Source organism: Amycolatopsis sp. NPDC059027 (assembly GCF_042739735.1).
Classification (GTDB): Bacteria; Actinomycetota; Actinomycetes; order Mycobacteriales; family Pseudonocardiaceae; genus Amycolatopsis.
Genome location: NZ_JBHYIK010000073.1, coordinates 32,026 through 47,890 on the forward strand (window position 1 = coordinate 32,026; position 15,865 = coordinate 47,890).

General features: G+C 70.9%; 14 protein-coding genes. 9 read left to right on the top strand and 5 right to left on the bottom strand.

What is annotated here, in order from left to right:
• Positions 1–98 precede the first annotated feature (98 nt).
• Complete coding sequence (locus ACFWY9_RS36495) at positions 99–3,587, top strand: indolepyruvate ferredoxin oxidoreductase family protein (protein ID WP_378341040.1); 3,489 nt, start codon at positions 99–101, stop codon at positions 3,585–3,587.
• A 25-nt stretch (positions 3,588–3,612) separates the two neighbouring features.
• Here the strand turns inward: ACFWY9_RS36495 and ACFWY9_RS36500 are convergent, their stop codons facing one another.
• Positions 3,613–4,122 carry a hypothetical protein gene (locus tag ACFWY9_RS36500; RefSeq protein ID WP_378341041.1) on the bottom strand — a complete coding sequence of 170 codons (510 nt, stop codon included), beginning with the start codon at positions 4,120–4,122 and terminating at the stop codon, positions 3,613–3,615.
• A 47-nt stretch (positions 4,123–4,169) separates the two neighbouring features.
• Complete coding sequence (locus ACFWY9_RS36505; RefSeq protein WP_378341042.1) at positions 4,170–4,757, bottom strand: HAD family acid phosphatase; 588 nt, start codon at positions 4,755–4,757, stop codon at positions 4,170–4,172.
• Positions 4,758–4,951: 194 nt separating this feature from the next.
• Here ACFWY9_RS36505 and ACFWY9_RS36510 point away from each other — a divergent pair, with 194 nt between their 5' ends.
• Positions 4,952–5,524: a hypothetical protein gene (locus ACFWY9_RS36510; RefSeq protein WP_378341043.1), complete on the top strand. Its 573-nt coding sequence runs from the start codon at positions 4,952–4,954 to the stop codon at positions 5,522–5,524.
• A gap of 50 nt (positions 5,525–5,574) precedes the next feature.
• On the opposite strand, the gene ACFWY9_RS36515 is transcribed toward ACFWY9_RS36510, so the two are convergent.
• Together ACFWY9_RS36515 and ACFWY9_RS36520 are read right to left on the bottom strand one after the other, a co-directional pair.
• Entirely contained in the window at positions 5,575–6,870 is a 1,296-nt protein-coding gene (locus ACFWY9_RS36515) for an MFS transporter (RefSeq protein ID WP_378341044.1), read from the bottom strand.
• A 50-nt stretch (positions 6,871–6,920) separates the two neighbouring features.
• Positions 6,921–7,760, bottom strand: a complete 840-nt coding sequence (locus ACFWY9_RS36520) for a GNAT family N-acetyltransferase (RefSeq protein ID WP_378341045.1) — start codon at positions 7,758–7,760, stop codon at positions 6,921–6,923.
• 359 nt (positions 7,761–8,119) lie between these two features.
• On the opposite strand from ACFWY9_RS36520, the gene ACFWY9_RS36525 reads away from it, so the two are divergent.
• The 5 genes from ACFWY9_RS36525 (at position 8,120) to ACFWY9_RS36545 (ending at position 13,488) form a co-directional block, all read left to right on the top strand.
• Complete coding sequence (locus ACFWY9_RS36525) at positions 8,120–9,211, top strand: M20/M25/M40 family metallo-hydrolase (protein WP_378341051.1); 1,092 nt, start codon at positions 8,120–8,122, stop codon at positions 9,209–9,211.
• On the top strand, positions 9,208–10,311 hold the full coding sequence (gene menC, locus ACFWY9_RS36530; RefSeq protein ID WP_378329370.1) for an o-succinylbenzoate synthase: 1,104 nt from the start codon (positions 9,208–9,210) through the stop codon (positions 10,309–10,311). The genes ACFWY9_RS36525 and menC overlap by 4 nt, the downstream gene beginning before the upstream one ends.
• A gap of 45 nt (positions 10,312–10,356) precedes the next feature.
• Positions 10,357–11,052 carry a GNAT family N-acetyltransferase gene (locus ACFWY9_RS36535; RefSeq protein ID WP_378341046.1) on the top strand — a complete coding sequence of 232 codons (696 nt, stop codon included), beginning with the start codon at positions 10,357–10,359 and terminating at the stop codon, positions 11,050–11,052.
• Between the two features lie 62 nt (positions 11,053–11,114).
• A complete protein-coding gene (locus tag ACFWY9_RS36540; protein WP_378329368.1) occupies positions 11,115–12,125 on the top strand; it encodes an isopenicillin N synthase family dioxygenase in 1,011 nt (336 codons plus the stop codon).
• A gap of 76 nt (positions 12,126–12,201) precedes the next feature.
• The gene (locus ACFWY9_RS36545) at positions 12,202–13,488 is read left to right on the top strand and encodes a bifunctional o-acetylhomoserine/o-acetylserine sulfhydrylase (protein ID WP_378341047.1); all 1,287 of its coding nucleotides are present in this window, start codon (positions 12,202–12,204) and stop codon (positions 13,486–13,488) included.
• Between the two features lie 42 nt (positions 13,489–13,530).
• Here the strand turns inward: ACFWY9_RS36545 and ACFWY9_RS36550 are convergent, their stop codons facing one another.
• The gene (locus ACFWY9_RS36550; RefSeq protein WP_378329366.1) at positions 13,531–13,740 is read right to left on the bottom strand and encodes a hypothetical protein; all 210 of its coding nucleotides are present in this window, start codon (positions 13,738–13,740) and stop codon (positions 13,531–13,533) included.
• 224 nt (positions 13,741–13,964) lie between these two features.
• Between ACFWY9_RS36550 and ACFWY9_RS36555 the strand changes: the two genes are divergently transcribed.
• A complete protein-coding gene (locus ACFWY9_RS36555) occupies positions 13,965–15,551 on the top strand; it encodes a hypothetical protein (protein ID WP_378341048.1) in 1,587 nt (528 codons plus the stop codon).
• 125 nt (positions 15,552–15,676) lie between these two features.
• A partial coding sequence (locus ACFWY9_RS36560) for a hypothetical protein (protein ID WP_378341050.1) occupies positions 15,677–15,865 on the top strand: 189 nt, incomplete at its 3' end.

Sequence of the window (15,865 nt, forward strand, 5' to 3'; positions counted from 1 at the left end):
GTTGCGCTACGCTTCGCGGGACTTGCTTGCGCGAGGGGTCGCGCTTCGGCTGTGCTGTGGCGTAGCCCACCACGAACGACCCTGGATGGAGGCTCCCCGTGAGCGTCGACCTTGCCGCCGTCTCCCTGGACGACCGCTACACGGCCGAACGCGGCAGGGTGCTGATCTCCGGCATCCAGGCGCTGGTCCGGTTGATGCTCCAGCAGCGGAAGCTCGACGAGTCCCGCGGCCTGGACACCCGGGTGTTCGTCAGCGGCTACCCCGGTTCGCCACTCGGCGGGCTGGACATGGAGCTGGCCAGGGCCGCGCGGTTCACCGAACCCGCGGGCATCGTCTTCCAGCCGGGCCTCAACGAGGAACTCGCCGCGACGGCGGTGGCGGGCACCCAGCTGCTCGGCGAGACGCCCGGCCGCCGCCACGACGGCGTCACCGGGTTCTGGTACGGCAAGAACCCCGGCCTCGACCGGGCCGCCGACGCGATCCGGCACGGCGTCGTCGCGGGCACCGCCACGCTCGGCGGCGCGGTCGCGCTCATCGGTGACGACCCGGACTGCAAGTCCTCGACGCTGCCCAGCGCGAGCGAGCAGCTGTGCCAGAGCCTGTCGATGCCGCTGCTCGCCCCCGGCTCGATCCAGGAGATCGTCGACCTCGGCCTGCACGCGGTCGCGATGTCACGGGCCAGCGGGCTGTGGACCGGACTGAAGATCGTCGCCGACATCGCCGACGCGTCGGCCACCGTCGACGTCGCCGGGCTGGGCCACGAGATCCCCGAACCGCCGAAGACGCCGCGGCCCGCGCCCGGCGCGCTGGTCGGGCCGGCCGCGGTCGACGCCGAACACGACGTGCTCACCCGGCGGCTCAACCTGGCCCGCGCCTACGCCAGGGAGGCCGGGCTGAACCGGGTCACCTTCACCGCCGAGCGGGCCACCTTCGGCGTGCTGGCCTCGGGCATGGCTTACTCCATCGTTCTGCGCGCGCTGGCGGACCTCGGCATCGACGAGGCCGCGATGGACACGCTCGGCCTGCGGCTCATCCGCCTGTCCATGCCCTTCCCGATCGACGCGGACGAGCTGGCCGCGATGACCGGCGACCTCGACGAAGTCCTTGTGGTGGAAGACAAGACGCCGTTCCTGGAGGACGCGCTCAAGGCCGCGTTGTACCGGCGGCCCGGCGCGCCGAACGTGGTCGGCCGCCACGACGAGACCGGCAGGCCGCTGTTGTCCGCGCGCGGCACGCTCGGCGCGGACGAGGTCGCCCGCGCGCTGGCCGCCCGCCTCGGCGCCGACCGGTTGCCCCGCGCCGCCACCACGCATCTGAAAGCGCTTGCCCCGGCCAGGGTCTCGCGGATCACTCTGCCCACTGTGGACGCCCGGACGCCGTACTTCTGCTCGGGCTGCCCGCACAACACCTCCACCCGCACCGGCGACGACACGCTCGTCGGCGTCGGCATCGGCTGCCACGCGATGGTCGCGCTCGACACCGCCGGGCGCGGGCACCAGATCGGGCTGACCCAGATGGGCGGCGAGGGCGCGCAGTGGATCGGGCTCGCGTCGTTCACCGACGACCGGCACTTCGTGCAGAACCTCGGGGACGGGACGTTCCACCACTCCGGTTCGCTGGCGATCCGCGCCGCCGCCGCGGCCGGCGTCACGATGACCTACAAGCTGCTCTACAACGACGCCGTCGCGATGACCGGCGGGCAGCAGGCCGAAGGGCGGCTCGGTATCCCGTCGCTGACCCGGTGGCTCGCGCTGGAAGGCGTCCGCCGCATCGTCATCACCACCGCGGAGCCCGAGACGTACCGCGGGGTCGCGCTCGACGAGATCGCGTCGGTCCGGCATCGCGACGACTTCGCCGACGTCGAACGTGAACTCTCCACTGTGGACGGTGTCACGGTGCTGATCCACGACGACCGCTGCGCGGCGGAGGAACGGCGCCTGCGCAAGCGCGGGCAGCTGCCGACCCCGGCCGAGAAGGTCGTGATCAACGAACGGGTCTGCGAAGGCTGCGGCGACTGCGGTGACGTGTCGACCTGCCTTTCGGTGCGTCCCGTCGAAACCGAGTTCGGCCGCAAGACCCGGATCCACCAGGCGTCGTGCAACTCCGATTTCAGCTGCCTCAAGGGCGACTGCCCGTCGTTCCTGCTCGTCGAGCCGGGTACGAAGCGCAAGCGCGCGGTGCCGTCCCTGCCGGTCGAGCTGACCCCGCCGCCGATCAGGTTCACCGGGGACGGCACGTTGCTGCGCATGCCGGGGATCGGCGGCACCGGCGTCGTCACCGTGTCGCAGATCCTGCAGATGGCCGCCCACCTCGACGGCCTCTACGCCGCCGGGCTGGAGCAGACCGGTCTCGCGCAGAAGGGCGGCCCGGTGATCAGCGACGTCCGGATCTCGAAGCAGCCCATCGACGGCGCCCTGCGCGCGACGAAGTCCATTGTGGACGTCCTGCTCGGCTTCGACCTGCTCGGTGCCGCCGCCGACGTGAACCTGGCCGCCGCCCACCGCGAGCACACCGTCGCGGTGGTCAACACCAGCGTCGTCCCGACGGCCGCGATGGTGACCAACAGGGTGGTGGTGCCGGGGACGCCGGACGACGCGCTGGAACGCGTCGAATCCGTCACCCGGGGCGCGGACAACTTCTATCTCGACGCGCTCGCGCTGTCGGAGGCGTTGTTCGGGGATCACATGCCCGCCAACATGCTGCTCGTCGGTGCCGCGTTCCAGCACGGCTGCGTCCCGGTGTCGGCCGAGGCGATCGAGCAGGCGATCCGGCTCAACGGGGCGGGTGTCGAGAAGACGCTGGCCGCGTTCCGCTGGGGCCGCGCGGCCGTTCTCGACCGGGACGCGGTGCTGGCCGCGACGTCGTCGCCGGAACGGGCGACCGTGGCGGTCGACGAGGTCGCCGTCGCGATCGCCGCCACGCACGCCCCGAGCGGGGAACTGGGCCGAGTTCTCGCCACTCGCGTCGCGGACCTCGTCGGGTTCCAGAACGAGGACTACGCCCGCCGCTACGCCGAGGAGGTCCGGCGCGTCGCCGACCTCGCCACCGAGCGGGCGGGCGCCGAGGCGGAGCGGGTCGCGGTCGCGTATGCCAAGGGGCTGCACAAGTTCATGGCGTACAAGGACGAGTACGAGGTCGCGCGCCTGCACCTCGACACCGTCGAAAGGGCAAGGCGCGACGACGAGTTCGGGCCGGACGCCTCGGTGTCGGTACTGCTGCACCCGCCGGTGCTGCGGGCGATGGGCATGAAGCGCAAACTGCGGCTGCGGCGTTCGGCCGAGCTGACGTTCAAGGCGTTGCGGGCCGCGAAAGGCTTGCGCGGCACGCGGTTCGACGCCTTCGGTTATGCCAGGGTCCGCCGCGTCGAGCGCGCTCTCATCGGCGAGTACCAGCGTCTGGTGCGGGACGCGCTCGCGCACCTGAAGCCGGGCACCGTCGACGCCGTCACCGCGATCGCCGAACTGTCCGACGTCGTCCGTGGCTACGAGGACATCAAGCTCGCCCGCGTCGAGGAGTTCCGCGCCCAGGCCCGCGAGTCGCTGGCGAACCTCCGCGCGGACGCGGCGGCGGTGGCCGCGGGGCGGTGAACCCGGGCGGTGTGAGGCCGTCCGGCTACCGCGGCGTGGTTTGCTCCGGCGGTGCGGGATCGAGGTTCGGCCGGGTGTTCAACGGCGTGTGGATGGGCGCGTCGATCCGCAGGACGCGGGTGCGGGCCGCGTTGATGAACTGAAGACGTTCGTGTTCCATCGTGTCGCGCACCTGCCGCCAGAGGGGATCCGTGTAGGGCTCTCCCCGCTGGATCATGCGGTTCGTCCGGAAGAACGTTTCGTCGCACCGGGCCGCGGCGTCGACGAGGTCCTGGTGGCCGAACAGCCACAACGACGCCAGTGCCTGGTTCCAGCCGGTCCAGTCGATCACCTCGCCTTCGTCCCAGAACCGTTTGAGCGCACGCTGGTTCCGCGTCGATTCGTGGATGACGTCCCGGCACGCGTCCGCGAGCTTGTCACGTGACCACTGTCGTTTCTGGGTCCGGCTCGTCAGCACGGCACCCGCGAACACGCCCGCGAGTGCGATGAGTGATCCGGCCGCGCTCGAAGTGGCTATCTGCCACGGGAACGCCATGACACCATCCTCCGGCGGTGGGAAAAGCGGGCGTGCCGGGGCAGATATTAGGGGAGTTCGCCGTCGTAGTCGGGCAGTTTGAAGGTGCGTTCGGAGTGGCCGCCGGCGAGGTCGGAGGCGCTGTTGCCGATGTTCGCGACGATCGTGTAGCCCTTGGCCTCGATGTCGGCGCGGGCGGTGGTCTTGAACTTCTGCAGATCGAGCAGGTCCGGGAGGTCCGTTTGGTAGAGACCCGCGTACCGGTAGCCCGCCTCGTCCAGATTGTGCCGGGTCACCGCGTCACCCAGCTTCGGCCTGCCGGTCACGAAGAACACCGTGGCGCCGCGCTCTCCGGCGAGCCGGGTGACCCGCAGCGTCGGGGCCAGCGCGGGAACGTCGGCCAGTGACGGGTGGTAGGTCGATTCCAGCGACGTGTTGTCGATGTCCAGGACGATCGCGGGACGGCCGGAGCCGGGGAGCCGCTGGGTCAGGTAGCTCGCGGCCTGGTCGGTGACCGCGGTGACGTCGGCGATCCACGTCGCGTACGGCGGGAGACCCGCCTGTGCCGTCGTCGGGGCCGCGGAGGACGTCGCGGGCGTGGCGAGCAGCCCGGCCACCGCGAGGGTGGCCACGAGGGGAGTCCGGACGCGCTTCATGCGAGCCTCCTCGACCGTCGGCAAATGCCGAAGCAGTTTCATGTTCAATCGGAAGATACTGCGCGACACCGATTCGCGCGACCCGGTCAGGTGATCGTCCGCGCGACGGGCTGACATCCCCTGGTGCGGCGGCCCGCGGTGCGCTGAACTGGGTCCGTCGCGCGAGAGTCGCCGCAGACAAGAGGAGGATCGATATGGCCGTATGGACGAGATGCGCGGTCGCCATGGCCGCGACGGGGCTGGTTCTCTGCGCCCCGGCCGTGGCACAGGCGGCTCCCGGCGGTGTCGACGGGGGAGAGTCGGCCGCGGTCGCCGCCGAGGCCGCCCCGGCGGTCCCCGCCGCGCTCACCGTCAGCCGCGGCGAGATGATCAAGCGGGCCACCACCTGGCACCCGCACACCGCCGAGCGCGTTCGCTATGACCAGAACAAGACGCACAACGGCTACCGCACCGACTGCTCCGGCTACGTGTCCATGGCCGCCGGGCTGGCCAAGCCGGGACCCAACACCGTCGCACTGGCCGGGAGCAAGGTGTCGGTCCCGATCAACAAGAACGACATGAAGATGGGCGACCTGTTCATCGACGCCATCGGCGACCACAACACCCGGCACGTGGTGATCTTCGAGAAGTGGTCCAACGCGCAGCACACCAAGTACTGGGCGTATGAGCAACGCGGCGGCTACGGCACCGACCACCGCGAGCTCACCTACGGGCTCGACGCGGGCAGTCAGTTCAAGGCCCACCGCCTGAAGAACATCACCGGCTGACCTCCGCGGGCCTGCCCGGCCGATGGGGACCGGGCAGGCCCGCGGACCGTTCACGGCGCGGCGACAGCGGTGTCCCGGCCGAGCCCGTCGCCCTGCCGTCCGGCACGGCCGAGCCGGAACTGCTCGGGCCGCTGCGGGACCCAGAAGGCGAAGATCGCCGCGAGCGCGGTGGTGGCGATCAGCAGGCCGAACGCCGCGGTGTAGGAGAACGTGTCGGCGAGCCAGCCCATCAGCAGCGGCGAGCTCGCGCCCGCGACCTGGCCCCCGAAGTTCAGCACGCTCATCCCGGTCCCGGTCAGTGCCGGCGGCAGGACCCGCAGCGGCAGGCCGAAGACGCACATCGTGCTCAGCCCGGACAGCCCGATCGCGAGGGTCTCGTACACGGTGAACTCCACCGTGGTGCCCGCGGCCGTCATCAAGCCCAGCAGCACCGCGGTCCCCAGCGTGATCGAGGCGAGGAACCACCGCGTGCGGTGGGCGAAGAACCGGTCGAACAGCCAGCCGCCGAGGATCGTGGTGACCACGGTGACCAGCATCGGGATCGCCGAGAGCACCCCGGTCTGGGCCATCGACACGTGCCGGGCCTCCAGCAGGTAGCTCGGCACCCAGGTGATCAGGCCGTAGGCGAGCATGTTCATCGAGCAGAACAGCACCGCGAACTTCCACAGTTGCAGCGACCGCAGCACCTCCCGCCGCGACGCGGAGACCGGCGGCGCGTTGTCGACAGTGGCGTTGAGCCGGGCGGGCAACGGCTTCGGCAGCAGGCTCCACAGCAGCACGCCGATGAGGACCCCGCCCAGCGCCAGCCAGAGGAACGTGTGCCGCCAGCCCACCGCGGCGATCAACGGGGCGACGATGAGCGGCGCGATGCCCGGCCCGACGCCGCTGGCGGCCAGCATGACGCCGGTGACCGTCGCCCGCCGGTCCGGGGTGGTCCGCTCGGCGACCGCCTTGAACGACGCGGCGGGGAAACAGCCCTGCGAAATCCCGAACAGCGCCCGCATCGCGAGTAGAACGCCGAACGTGCCGGCGAGGCCGGTCAACGCGGTGAACCCGGACCACAGCACGAGCGTGACGAGCATCGGCTTGCGGGACCCGAAGCGGTCGGCGAGGAACCCGGCCGGGACCTGACAGGCCAGGTAGACCACGGCGAACGTGGTGACCAGCAGCCCCTGCAGGGTTTTGCTCAGCCCGAACTCGGCGCCGATCGAGGGCAGGGCCATGCCGATCGCGAACCGGTCGATGTAGTCGATCGACCAGGCGAGCAGCAGGATGATCATGGTCAGGGTGGCGGTGCGGCGGATTCTGCTCCGCGTCCAGTCCTCGATGACGGGCGCTGGATTCATCGGTGAACCTCCGGATTTCGGTGTGGCGCCCCCCTTCGTTCGCGGTGCCTTCAGTCCTCCGTCTCCAGTACGTACTTCCCGTCCTTGGTGAAGCCGGTTATCGCGGCGCCCCCGGCCATCCGGCCGCTCAGCGCCGCGCGCATCCGTTCCCGCCACAGCGCGGCGCACGCCGGGTCTTCCAGGCGCAGCCCTTCGATGTCGGCCGGGGTGTCCACCAGCACGACGGACGCGCCGGTCGCCCTCGGCTCCGGCCTGCCGTCCTCGTTCGCCAGCGCGCATTCGGCGTGGGGGACCGGCTGCGCGAAGCACGGGTGCCCGGTCGCCGCGGCTTCGACGTCCAGGGCGGCCAGCTCCCACGACATCAGCAGCCGGTCGGTGGCGCCGCCGCCGTTGATGTGGTCGTCCATCGGGCCGTAGAAGTCAGGCAGGTACTCCGCCGGGCGGGCGCCGAGCTTGACGAGGTTGAAGTGGGCGTTGCGGCGGACCAGCGGGTCGAACGTCCAGGTGATCCGCGCCAGCCCGCGCTCCAGCGCCCACGCCCGCTGGTGCAGTTTGAGCGCGAAGCCGACCGAACGTCCCCGTGCCAGGGCCCCGACGCCGGTGATGTGCGAATGCAGTGCGTACCCGGCGGGTTCGGCGAACAGGCCGATGGCGGCGCCGACGAGCCTGCCGTCGAGGAACGCGCCGCCGACGTAGTTGCCGGTGTGCGCGAGCACCCGCAGCAGTTCCTCGGTGATGGGCGGGTTGCGGGGGTCGGGCCGCCAGATGCCCCGGAACAGCTCGTTCAGCTCCCGCAGTTCGGCCGGCTCGCCGAGTTCCCGGATCCGGATGCCCGCCGCGGCCGCCGTGTCGGCCGCGACCTGCTTCGCGTCCCGGTGTGCCACGGTCATGCCACGGCCTCGAAGTCTACTGTGGACACCTTGCTCCCTCCGGCGATGTGCTGAGCACGCTACGAGGCGGAACCGGGGGAATGGGTCGTGCGCCGCCACGAATGTGGCCGGCGATTCTTGTGCCGCTCCACGAAGGGTTCGGCGGCACCGTGTGACACCGTACGAACGGCGGGTCCCCGCGGAGCCACGAAAACCCGGTGAGGAGAAGGATGACTGACCGAGTTACCAATCCGGCCAAAAGTAGGCCGACCCCCGCGCGGCACGTAACCGTTGCTACGAAGTCATTCGGCCGTGACTGTGGTCGGATTGGTAATGAACGGCACAGTACGCCGGAGGTGTTCCGGCACGCGCTGCCCGCGATGCTGGCCGACCTCGAGCGGCTGGTGTGCCGCGAGTCCCCGTCCGCCGACCTCGGCGCCGTGGCGCACAGCGCGGAGCTGGTGGCCGAGCTGGGCGACAGGCTGCTCGGCGTCCCGGCCGAACGCATCGTCGTCGAAGGGAGAACGCACCTGCGCTGGCGGCTCGGCGACGGACCGCCCAGGGTGCTCGTGCTGGGCCATCACGACACCGTGTGGCCGCTGGGCTCGCTGCGGACCCATCCCTTCGGCGTCGAGGACGGGATCCTGCGCGGCCCCGGGTGTTTCGACATGAAGGCGGGCGTGGTGATGGGCTTCCACGCCGTCGCTTCGCTGCCTGACCCGTCCGGGGTGACGGTGCTGGTGACCGGCGACGAAGAACTCGGCTCGCCGTCCTCGGAGAAGCTGATCCGGGACGAGGCCACCGGGTGCGCCGCCGCGCTGGTGCTGGAGGCCGCGGCTGACGGTGGCGCCTTGAAGACGGCGCGGAAAGGCGTGTCCCAGTACGAAATCCGCGTCCGGGGGCGAGCCGCCCACGCCGGGCTCGAACCCGAGCGCGGGATCAACGCGACCGTCGAACTGGCCCATCAGATCCTCGCCGTGGCCGCGCTCGCCGACCCGGCCGCGGGCACCACGGTCACCCCGACCGTGCTCGGCGCGGGCACCACCGGCAACACCGTCCCTGCCGACGGCGCCTGCATGGTGGACGTGCGGGTGCGCGAACCGGCCGAACAGTCCCGTGTGGACACCGCGATCCGCGCGCTGCGACCGGTGTTGCCGGGTGCGGAGGTCGAAATCGTCCCCGGGCCGCGTCGGCCGCCACTGCCGCTGTCGGCGTCGGAGGAGCTGTTCGCCCGCGCGGTACGGCTCGGCGGGGAACTGGGCATCGGGCCGATCACCGGGGTCGCGGTCGGTGGTGGCTCGGACGGGAACCTGACCGCCGGGGCGGGCACCCCGACGCTGGACGGGCTGGGCGCGGTCGGCGGCGGCGCGCACGCCGACGACGAACACGTCGTGGTCTCGGCACTGCCCGAACGGACCGCGCTCGTCGCCGCGCTTATCGCGGAAACACTCGAAACACAGGAGGACGCGTGAAACTCACCGGGATCGAGTTCCGGCGGGTCCGGATGCCGTTGGTGGCGCCGTTCCGGACGTCGTTCGCGACGGAGACCACCAAGGAGGTGCTGCTGCTGCGGGTGGTCACCGACGAGGGTGAGGGCTGGGGCGAATGCGTCGCGATGGCCGAACCGCGTTACTCCTCCGAGTATCTCGACGGCTGCGCCGACGTGCTGCGCCGGTTCTTCCTGCCCGCGCTGGCGGGCCGGGACGTCACGGCGGCAGGGGTCGCGCCCGTGCTCGAGCCGTTCCGCGGGCACCGGATGGCGAAGGCGGCGCTGGAAATGGCCGTGCTGGACGCCGAACTGCGCGCACGGGGCGTGTCGCTCGCCGCGGACCTCGGCGCGGATCGCGAGCGGGTGCCGTGTGGCGTTTCGGTCGGGATCATGGACTCGATCCCCGAACTTCTGGAGGCGGTCGACGGCTATCTGGACACCGGCTACCAGCGGATCAAGCTGAAGATCCAGCCCGGCTGGGACGTCGAGCCGGTGCGGGCGGTGCGGGAGCGCTTCGGCGACGACGTGCTGTTGCAGGTCGACGCGAACACCGCGTACACCCTCGCCGACACCCGGCAGCTCGCGAAGCTGGACGCGTTCGGGCTGCTGCTCGTCGAACAGCCGCTGGACGAGGAGGACGTGCTGGGCCACGCCGAACTCGCGCGGCACCTGGAGACCCCGCTCTGCCTCGACGAGTCGATCACCTCGGCACGGGCGGCCGCCGCCGCGATCAGCATGGGCGCCTGCCGGATCGTCAACATCAAGCCCGGCCGTGTCGGCGGGTACCTGGAGGCGAAGCGCGTCCACGACGTCTGCGCGGCCCACGGCGTCGCGGTGTGGTGCGGCGGGATGCTGGAGACCGGGCTGGGCCGGGCCGCGAACCTCGCGGTCGCCGCGCTGCCGGGCTGTACCCTGCCGGGCGACACGTCGGCGTCGGATCGGTACTTCCGCACGGACATCACGACGCCGTTCGTGCTCCAGGACGGGTATCTGCCGGTCCCGGCCGCGCCGGGCATCGGCGTCGAGCCGCTACCGGACGCGCTGGCGGAGTTCACCACCGGGACAGAGTTCGTGTCCTTGTAGGGCAAACCGCGCGGTGCCCGACGTTCGCCGGCGTATGTTCGGAGCATGACTTCGGCTTCGCCACTGGACAATCCGACCTGGGCGTCGTTGACCGGCCCGCACGCCCGCTTCGCGCAGCGGCACGGCCAGGCGCTGCGGTACCCGGCCGACATCGTGCCGTTCTACGCGGTACCCGGCGAACCCGGCGAGCGGATCTGGCACGACCTCGCCGGGCTGGCCGGGCCCGGCCAGGTCGCCGCCATCGCCTTCCCCGACGGGGAACTGATCCCGCCCGACGGCTGGGAGGTGGTCGACCACATCCACGGGGTGCAGCTCGTCGACGCCGGCCTGACGCCCGCGGAGGATCCCGAGGCGATCCGGCTCGGTCCCGCCGACGTCCCGGAGATGCTGGACCTGGTCGAGCGCACCCAGCCCGGCCCGTTCCTCCCGCGCACCGTCGAACTCGGGACGTACCTCGGCATCCGGCATCGCGGGGCGCTGGTCGCGATGGCGGGGGAGCGGCTGCACCCACCGGGCTGGACCGAGATCAGCGCGGTCTGCACCGATCCGGCGTACCGCGGCAAGGGCCTGGCGACGCGGCTCGTCCTCGCCGTCGCCGCCGGGATCCGCGGCAGGGGCGAAACCCCGATGTTGCACACGACCGCGGCCAACACCACCGCGATCCGGCTGTACGAGTCGCTCGGGTTCGCGGTGCGCCGCAAGGCCGAGGTCCTGGCGGTCCGGGTACCACCTTCGGCGTAAGGCACCGCCCGCGATATGAGATCACCGGTCCAGGCGCCGGGGCGGGGCCTACGCTCGGCAACGTGACCGCGCTGCCGTTGATCGACATCTCGAAGTTCCGCGATCCCGCCGCGGATCGCGCCGCCTTCCTCGACGAGCTGAGGCGTGCCGCCCGCGAGGTCGGGTTCTTCTACGTCGTCGGGCACGGTGTGCCTGAGACGCTGACGACCGGCATTTTCGACGTGGCCAAGCGGTTCTTCGCGTTGCCGGTCGAAGCGCGGCTGGAGATCGAGAACGTCCATTCGCCGCAGTTCCGCGGTTACACGCGCACCGGGCACGAGTACACCGGCGGCTCCCCGGACTGGCGCGAACAGCTCGACATCGGGCCGGAGCGGGCGCCGGTCGAGCCGGGGCCGGGCGAACCGGCGTGGCGCGGGCTGATCGGGCCGAACCAGTGGCCGGAAGCGTTGCCCGAACTCCGGGAGACGACGCTGGCCTGGCAGGCCGAGGCGCTGCGGGTCAGCCGTGAGGTCCTGCGCGCGCTCGCCGCCGCGCTGGGCCAGGAGGAGAACTACTTCGACGCGTGGTTCGACGAGGAAGCCGCGACCCACGTGAAGATCATCCGCTACCCCGGCCGTCCCTCGGAAGACGCCGACCAGGGCGTCGGCGCGCACAAGGACTACGGCTACCTGGCGCTGCTCCAGCAGGACGAGGTCGGCGGCCTGCAGGTCCAAGCGGCCGACGGCAGCTGGATCGACGCGACCCCGATCCCGGGCAGCTTCGTGGTCAACATCGGCGAAATGCTGGAGATCGCGACGCGGGGCTACCTGACGGCCACCCGCCATCGGGTGGTGAGCCCGCCCTCCGGTGTCGAGCGGTTCTCGGTGCCGTTCTTCCTCGGCCCCCGGCTGGACGCGGTCGTCGAACCGTTGCGGTTGCCGCCGGAGCTGGCCGCCGGCGCTCGCGGGATCAGTGACGACAAGGACAATCCGCTCCTCGCGGCGTACGGGGAGAACGCGCTGGTCGGCTGGCTGCGTTCACATCCGAAGGTCGCCGAACGCTGGTGGGGCAATGTCTTGGCCGACCGCGCATGAGCGACGCTTGCGAGCGAATCATGGTTATCATGCGCCAAAAGGAATCAGACACTGTCTCGCGGAGCGAGTCGATCGCATGAGCGACGACTGGTCGTTCGAGACGCGGCAGATCCACGCCGGTGCCCGGCCCGATCCGACGACCGGGGCCCGTGCGACGCCGGTGTATCAGAGCACGTCGTTCACTTTCGCGGATTCGCAGCACGCCGCGGACGCCTTCGCCTTGCGTGATCTCGAATCGCACGCCTACACCCGGCTGTCCAATCCGACCACCGCGGTCGTCGAGGAGCGGCTGGCCGATCTGGAGGGCGGTGTCGCGGCGGTCGCGGTCGCCAGCGGCCAGGCCGCGTCGACGCTGGCGTTGCTGAACCTCGCGCGAGCCGGTGACCACGTGGTCGCCGCCTCGGCACTCTACGGCGGGACGTACAACCTGCTCGCGTACACGTTCGCCGAGCTCGGCATCGAGGTCGGCTTCGTGCGCGACCCGGACGACCTGGCCGCCTGGCGTACCGCGATCCGGCCGGACACCAAGGCGCTCTACGCCGAGAGCGTCGGCAATCCGCTGGGCAACGTGCTCGACGTCGCCGCGGTCGCCGAGGTCGCGCACGCGGCGGGTGTGCCGCTGGTGGTCGACAACACCGTGCCGACGCCGTATCTGGCCCGGCCGCTCGAACACGGCGCGGATATCGTGGTGCATTCGACCACGAAGTTCCTTTCCGGACACGGAACCGGCATCGGCGGGATCGTCGTCGACGGCGGGAAGTTCGATTTCGCCGCCGAACCGGACCGCTGGTCGCAGCTCACCCGGCCGGACCCGAGCTACCACGGCCTGGTCTTCGCCTCGGAGTTCGGCGAACTCGCCTACAGCCTGCGGTTGCGCACCAAGCTCGTCCGTGACCTGGGGCCCGCGGTGTCCCCGTTCAACAGTTTCCTGCTGCTGCAAGGGATCGAGACGCTCTCGCTGCGGATGGAACGGCATGTCCGCAACGCCGCCGAGGTGGCCCGATGGCTGGCGGAGCACCCCGCGGTCGAGCAGGTCCACTACGCCGGGCTGCCAGGGAACACCTGGTACGACGCGGCGAAGCGCTATCTCCCGCTCGGTGCCGGTGCGGTGGTGGCGTTCGAGCTGAGCGGTGGTGTCGAGGCCGGACGCCGGTTCGTCGACCGGCTGTCGTTGTTCAGTCATCTCGCCAACATCGGCGACGTGCGCAGCCTGGTGATCCATCCGGCCTCCACCACGCACGCGCAGCTGGACGAACGGCAGCAGCGCGAGAGCGGGGTGACGCCGGGCCTGATCCGCCTGTCGATCGGCCTGGAAGGGGCGGGCGACCTGATCGCCGACCTCGCGCACGCGCTGGCCGCCTGAAGCTCCACTGTGGACATGAGTGTCCACAGTGGAGTCGCACGGTCACTGCGCGGCGGCGGGCGTGAGGACGCCGTCGAGCACGCCGGACTTGATGTCGGCGACGAACACGTCGAGCTGCTCGCGGCTCATCTCGACCTTCTGGCCGAAGTCGTCGGTGAGCACCACCGCGCGCTCCGGTGGCGCGTCCTCGGCGAGGAACAGCTCGGGGCAGCCGCAGTCACACTTGCCACAGAACGTCGCGATATGCCGCACGGTAGCACTCCTTGATACGGGAACGGGTTTCGCGTCGGTAGTCGGGCGTGGCGGTACCCCGGTTCCCTGGTGATCCCGGCGTCGCTCGATGGGGCGAAAGCGCTCTCTCGGCTTGACGGCGGATTCCGCATGATGGAACGTCGAGGTAAGGCGGACCACTGTGGACCGTGAAATAACAGGCCCGTAGCGCGCTCGTAACGAATGGCCACTATGGTCCCCTAGTCATGTCGGTAGGGCAGGCGGCCGGGGCGATCGCCGGTGGCGCCACACAGCGGAAAACGCACGTCAGCGAGGAAGATCTTGCCGGTGCTCATGCCGCGACAGCCGTGGGCCGGTGGCTCCCGGTGGTCGCCGCGTTGCTGGGCGTCGTGACTTTCCTTCTGGTACGCAGAAGTTTGACCGACGACGCGTACATCACCTTGTCCTACGCCAAGAATCTCGCCATGCACGGCACATGGGGGCTGGTTCCCGGCGAACCGGCCAATTCCGCCACCTCGCCGCTCAACGTGCTGCTGCTCGGCGCGCTGACGCTGGTGACAAGGATTTCCGGCGCGCCGCATCCGGTGCTCGCGCTCGGTGCGCTGACCGTCGCCGCCGGTGCTTCACTCGGCTGGTCGTGGCTGCGTCTCGTCCGCGCGCTGCGGATCCCGCCCGCGGCCGGGCTGCTCGGCGTCGTGCTGGTGCTGGTCAACCCGTTCCTGTTGTCCGCCTTCGGGCTGGAAGTGCTGCTCATCCCGGCCGTGCTGATGCTGCTCACGGTCTTCGCCGTCGAGGGCAGGCCGATCCTCTACGGCGCCGCCGCGGGTCTCGCCGTGCTCACCCGGCTCGACCTGGTGGTGTTCGTCGTGCTCATCGCGGCGAGCGCGGCATCGATCCGGCGGCGTGCCTGGCTCGCTTTGGTGGCCGCGGTCGCCGTCGCGGCGCCGTGGTTCCTGTTCAGCTGGTTCGCCTTCGGTTCGTTCGTCCCGGACACGCTGGTCATCAAACAGTCGCAGGCCTCGTTGTTCGCCCCGTGGAGCTATGTGAACGGGCCGGTCATGTACGCGCTCGGCCGGCCGATCGTGGTGCTGCTGACCTTCGCGCCCGCCGTGCTCGGCGTGCTCGCGCTCGCCGCGTGGGCCGCGGCCCGGTTCGCCGTGCGCTGGCCGGAGGTGCCGCCACTGGGCCCGGTCGCCGCGCTCGGCGCCGGCGGCGTCGTCAGCTACGTGGTGTACTCGCTGCTGGATGTCGGTCCCTACCACTGGTATTACGTGACCCCGGTGGTCGCGACGGGCGCGTTCGCCGTGGCGGCGTTCGGGGTGTGGCAGGGCCGGGCCAGGGAACGTCCGACGCTGCGGCGCGGACCGCCGCTGGCCGCGCTCGGCCTGGTCGGCGTGCTGACGCTGGCGCTGGCCGGGGTCGACGGCGCACAGGGGGTGCCGTGGCGGTCGCCGGTCATCTTCGGGAACTGGGCGAGCGCCCAGGACTACGCGAGGGTCGGCCAGGAACTGGGGAAGCGGCTGAACGGCGCGACCGTCGCGAGTCCCGGGGAGATCGGCACCCTCGCCTACTACTGCGACTGCGCCATCCTCGACGTGTTCTCCGACCGCGGGCAGGTCGTCGGGCTGGTGAACGACCAGATCGCCGCGGCGGGCCCGGTCATGCGGACGGCGTTGCGGGTGAACTACCACTGGTTCGACCGCTCGCACACACCGCGGAAGGTCGACTACCGGCTGCGTTACGAGTCGGGCCCGGCCTCCGGGCCGGACAGCTGGCAGGTGTACTCGGCGACCAAGGGCGTCGGCCATTTCACCCTGGTTCGTGAGGTTTGACGGCCTTGACCGATTTCGCCGCAGCCGCCACGAGAACCTCGCCCCCGGCCGGACGGGCCGGGGGCCGACCTGTCGACGTTCCCGAACCAGCCGCACCGAGCAGCGTACGAAGGGCCCAGAAAACCATGCGTGGCAACGCTTCCCTCATCACCGAGAGCGCGGGCGAGCCGCGACTGACCGAGCGCGCACCGCAGGGCAGGTTGACCGCGCAGCGTGGGTTGTATGCGGGTCCGGCTCCGATTGTGAGCAAGGATTTGTATGCGGAGCTGGAGTGGGGCTCGGCGGTGCGGGATCGTGGTGGGGTGACGGTGGAG